Below are 1,546 nucleotides of genomic sequence, written 5' to 3'. Positions count from 1 at the left end.
GCCGCGCCCGACCGCTCGGCGCGGTCGTGGACTCCGTCGCCGACCGCGTCGGCGACGGCGTCCTCGCCGCCATCCTCGTCGCCCTCGGCGCACCGTGGGGCTGGGCGCTCGCCGCCGGCGCGCTGGTGATCCTGCTCGAATACGTCCGCGCCCGCGCGCAGGCGGTCGGCATGCCCGGCGTCGGCGCCGTCACCGTCGCCGAACGGCCCACCCGGCTGATCCTCGTCGGCGTCGCCGCTGCCGGGGTCGCGGCGTTCGGTGACCGGATGCCGCTGCTGGGCTGGAGCTTCGCGGGATCGCTCACGATCGCCTGGACCGTGGTCGGGGTGATCGGCCTGGGCCAGCTGATCCAGGGCGTACGTCGCGCGATGCCCCGGGAGTTCCCGCGGGACCGATGAGGCCCGCCACGATCTCCGCCGACATCAGCACCAGCGGGATGCCGCCACCGGGATGCGCCGAACCACCCACCAGGTACAGGCCCGGGATGGGGCTGCGGTTGGCGGGCCGCCGCAGCGCCGCGCGTGGCCCGTGCGACGCCGTCCCGTAGATCGCCCCACCCGGAGCGCCCGTCCGGCGCTCCAGATCCGCGGGCGTCACCGTCTCGACGAACCGCAGGCGCGGCCGCACGTCGACGCCGCGCGCCGCCAGCACGTCGAGCACCCGGTCGGCGTACCGCTCCCGCAGCCCGGGTGCGTCCCAGTCCACGCCGCGAGCGGGATCGTGTGCGGGCGCGTTCACCAGCACGAACCACCCCTCGGAGTCGTCGTCGGGCCGCAACGCCGGCTCGTCGGGGGCATGCACGTAGACGGTCGGATCCTCGACCGGGTGCGGACGCCTGCCGAAGACCGCGTCGAACTCCGCGTCGTAGTCGGCGGGGAAGTACACCCGGTGCGCCGCGCCCGGCTGCCTGCCGGACAACCCGAGCAACAGGACGAACCCGGCCATCGAGCGCGCGGTGCGCCGCAAGGTGCGGGCGACCGGCCGCGCCGCCGACGCCGGCAGCAACCGGTGATACAGCGCGGTGGCGTCGGCGTTGCACACCACCGCGTCGGCCTCGATCTCCCCGGCCCCGATCTCCTCGGCCCCGACGCGCACCCCGCGCACCCGGCCGTCCTCCACCAGCACCGACTCCACCGGGCAGCCGGTGCGGATCTCCACGCCCAACTCCTCACACCGCCGCGCGACCGCATCGACGATGCGGTGCAAACCGCCGGGGACGTACCACGCGCCGAACTCCTGCTCGACGAACGCCGTCACCGACAGCACCGCGGGCGTGCGGCGCGGATCGGACCCGGAATACGTCGCATACCGGTCCAGCCACGTGCGCAACCGGGGATCGGGCAACATCCGGCGGCCCAGCGCCCGCAGCGTCGTCCACGGCGCGACCACCCGCAGATCCGCCGGCCGCGTGCTCATCCGCGCCAGGGCAGGCAGCGACACCGGTCGCCGCAGCACCGGTTCGCCCACCAGGTCCCACAGTCGGCGGGATCGCTCGTGCAGCCGCCGCCACGCCGCGCCGGCCCCCGCGCCCAGGGCGGCGTCCAGC

The 1,546-nt window shown here is 75.7% G+C and carries 1 protein-coding gene and 1 pseudogene; one reads left to right on the top strand and one right to left on the bottom strand.

The features are described from left to right. Positions 1 to 398 (top strand): annotated as a pseudogene (locus AC30CM_RS26900) (hypothetical protein); the annotation flags it as partial. On the opposite strand, the gene AC30CM_RS26895 reads toward AC30CM_RS26900, so the two are convergent. Next, a partial coding sequence (locus AC30CM_RS26895) for a phytoene desaturase family protein (RefSeq protein ID WP_490119961.1) occupies positions 301 to 1,546 on the bottom strand: 1,246 nt, incomplete at its 5' end. The pseudogene AC30CM_RS26900 and the gene AC30CM_RS26895 sit on opposite strands and share 98 nt — an antisense overlap.

This window comes from Mycobacterium sp. DHQP2018-32-09, from assembly GCF_058148405.1.
The sequence above is the reverse complement of the archived record's forward strand: the minus strand, read 5'-3'. Positions and strand labels throughout refer to the sequence as shown.